This is a genomic window from Actinocrinis sp., assembly GCF_035946395.1.
GTDB lineage: Bacteria > Actinomycetota > Actinomycetes > Streptomycetales > Catenulisporaceae > Actinocrinis.
Genome location: NZ_DASYZI010000065.1, coordinates 1 through 3223 on the forward strand (window position 1 = coordinate 1; position 3223 = coordinate 3223).

Consider the following 3223-nt stretch of genomic DNA (forward strand, 5'->3'; position numbering starts at 1 on the left):
CAAGCTCTACGTCCCGACCGACCAGGTCGGCGTGGTGCGGCGCTACACCGGCGGCGAGACGCCCACGCTGCACAAGATGGGCGGCGCCGACTTCGAGCGCACCAAGTCCCGCGTGCGCGCCGCGACGCGCGAGATCGCCCAGGAGCTCATCGTCTTGTACCGGCGGCGGCTCGTGAGCGAGGGGCACGCCTTCCCGCCCGACACGCCGTGGCAGCGCGAGATCGAGGAGGCCTTCCCGTTCGAGGAGACGCCCGACCAGGCGCAGGCCATCGAGGACGTGAAGCGGGACATGGAGGCGCCGCGGCCGATGGACCGGCTCGTCTGCGGCGACGTCGGGTTCGGCAAGACCGAGGTCGCGGTCCGCGCCGCGTTCAAGGCGGTGCAGGACGGCAAGCAGGTGGCGCTGCTGGTGCCCACCACGCTGCTGGTCCAGCAGCACTTCTCGACCTTCGCCGAGCGCTACATGCAGTTCCCCGTCAACATCAAGGCCCTCTCGCGCTTCCAGACCGACAAGGAGGCCGTGGAGGTACTGCGCGGCATGGCCGACGGCAGCGTGGACATCGTCATCGGCACGCACCGGCTCTTCTCCAAGGAGGCGAGGTTCAAGGATCTCGGCCTGGTGATCGTGGACGAGGAGCAGCGCTTCGGGGTCGAGCACAAGGAGTACCTCAAGCAGATGCGCGCCAACGTGGACGTGCTGACCATGTCCGCGACGCCGATCCCGCGCACGCTGGAGATGGCGGTCACCGGTATCCGCGAGATGTCCACCATCCAGACCCCGCCCGAGGAGCGGCACCCGGTGCTCACCTTCGTCGGCGCGTACGACGAGAAGCAGATCGCCGCCGCGATCCGCCGCGAGCTGCTGCGCGAGGGCCAGGTCTTCTACATCCACAACCGGGTCGAGTCGATCAACCGGGCCGCCGCGCGGCTCCAGGAACTCGTTCCCGAAGCCCGCATCGCCATCGCGCACGGCCAGATGAACGAGCACACCCTCGAACGGCTCATCGTCGACTTCTGGAACCGCGAGTTCGACGTGCTGGTGTGCACCACGATCGTCGAGTCCGGCATCGACATCTCCAACGCCAACACGCTGATCGTGGAGCGCGCGGACGTCTTCGGCCTGTCCCAGCTGCACCAGCTGCGCGGCCGGGTCGGGCGCGGCCGTGAGCGTGCGTACTCGTACTTCCTCTACCCGCCCGAGAAGCCGCTGACCGAGACCGCGCACGAACGCCTGGCGACCATCGCGCAGCACACGGACCTCGGTGCGGGCATGTACGTCGCGATGAAGGACCTGGAGATCCGCGGCGCGGGCAACCTGCTCGGTGGCGAGCAGTCCGGGCATATTGAGGGCGTCGGCTTCGACCTTTACGTGCGGATGGTCGGCGAGGCCGTCGCCGAGTACCGCGCGCAGGCCGAGGGACGCATCGAGCCCGAGTCGGTCGACGTGCGTGTAGACCTGCCGATCGACGCACATATCCCGCACGACTGGGTACCGGACGAGCGGCTTCGTCTGGAGGCCTACAAGCGTATCGCCTCGATCACCGACACCGCTGGCGTCACCGAGGTACACGACGAACTGGTCGACCGTTACGGCCAACTCCCGGTCCCGGTCGGCAACCTGCTCGCGGTTGCGCTCTTCCGTGCGCACGCGCGAGCCGCCGGGCTGACCGAGATCGCGATGCAGGGCAACTACATCAAGTTCGCGCCGGTCGATCTGCGCGAGTCGCAGGTCATGCGTTTGCAGCGGGTCTACCCCAAGTCGCTCAACAAGGCGCCGACGCACACGATCCTGGTACCCAAACCGATGACGCAGCGGATCGGCGGCCAACCGGTCACCGGCCTCGAACTGCTCGCCTGGTGCCGCGCGCTGATCGACGGCGTGCTGTCGATGTAGCCGTCGACATGGGCATCGCAACGAGCCCGTTAGGGTTGTCGCATGGCTGGCAGGATCGTTCTCGTCCCGTTCTCTCCGCGCGTCGCGCCCGGCCTGGTCTCGGCCGCCGCCTGGCGGCTGATGACCGGCGCCGAAGCCGTTGTGCACACCGGCTCGCCGGACCATCCGGTGCTGCCGTACCTGGACGACGCTGACGTGCAGATCATCGTTTTCGACGGTGAGGCCGCCGCGTACGAGATCGCCCGGGACCTGGTCGGCCAGGCCGAGGTGGGCGTGACCGTGGTGTGGATCGCGGCGCCGGACGGTGACGGCGCGCTGGCCCAGGCGCTCGGCGAACTGCTGGCGGACGGCTCGGACATCGAACTCGAACTGCTGCCCGGCAGCTACGACCTGCCCGGCGCGAAGGTCCTCGACCTGGTCGCGGTGATGGACCGGCTCCGCTCGCCCGGCGGGTGCCCGTGGGACGCCGAACAGACGCACGAATCGCTCATGGAGTACCTGATCGAAGAGGCGTACGAGACGGTCGAGACGATCGAGGACGGCGGTTACGACGAGCCGGGCCCGGGCCGTGACGCGCTGCGTGAGGAACTCGGCGACGTCCTGTTGCAGGTGGCCTTCCACTCGCGCATCGCTCAGGAGCACCCCAGCGATCCGTTCACCATCGACGAAGTCGCCGAGGGCATCGCGAAGAAGCTGATCGGCAGGCACCCGCACGTCTTCGCCGACGTGAAGGCGGATACCGCCGCCGACGTGGAGGCCAACTGGGACAAGATCAAGGCCGCCGAGAAGGGCCGTACGTCGGCTGTCGAGGGCGTCCCGCTCAACCTGCCCGCGCTCATGCTGACCCACAAGCTGCTCAAACGCGCCCGCAACAGCGACGTTCCGCTCGACCTGCTGGCGCTGCCGCCCGAAGCCGCCGATCACGCCAAGGACGCGGACGGTATCGGAAAGTTACTGCTCTCCGTGGCCGCGCATGCCAGGTCCCTCGGTGTCGATCCCGAGAAGGCGCTGCGTACAGCGGCCCGTGGCCTGCGCGATCAGATCGTGGCGCGTGAGGCCTCCCGGGATGCCGGGGTGGCAGGTTAGTCTGAAAGCGTGTACCGGAACGGAACGTTCCGGCCGTATTGACGCTTGTAGGAGTTGGACCATGCTGCGTGGGCTTGAGGGCTGGCACATCGTCATCATCGTCGCGCTGGTCGTGCTGCTGTTCGGCTCGCGCAAGCTCCCGGACGCCGCGCGTTCGGTCGGCCAGTCGCTGCGCATCTTCAAGTCGGAGATGAAGGCGGCGGCCAAGGACGGCGAGGGCCAGGTGGACGCCCAGCCGAAGTC

3 protein-coding genes are annotated in these 3223 nt (G+C 68.2%); all 3 read left to right on the top strand.

Annotation, left to right across the window (positions count from 1 at the left end):
* On the top strand, positions 1–1894 hold a 1894-nt coding region (mfd, locus tag VGS97_RS04370; RefSeq protein ID WP_326851880.1), incomplete at its 5' end, for a transcription-repair coupling factor.
* Between the two features lie 42 nt (positions 1895–1936).
* Complete coding sequence (locus VGS97_RS04375; protein ID WP_326851881.1) at positions 1937–2980, top strand: MazG family protein; 1044 nt, start codon at positions 1937–1939, stop codon at positions 2978–2980.
* Positions 2981–3041: 61 nt separating this feature from the next.
* Positions 3042–3223 (top strand): Sec-independent protein translocase subunit TatA (tatA, locus tag VGS97_RS04380; protein WP_326851882.1); only part of this gene is annotated, 182 nt, incomplete at its 3' end.

What these genes read in the sequence shown, in the direction of transcription:
- VGS97_RS04375 (WP_326851881.1), top strand. Translation starts at nt 1,937, where the DNA reads ATGGCTGGCAGGATCGTTCTCGTCCCGTTCTCTCCGCGCGTCGCGCCC.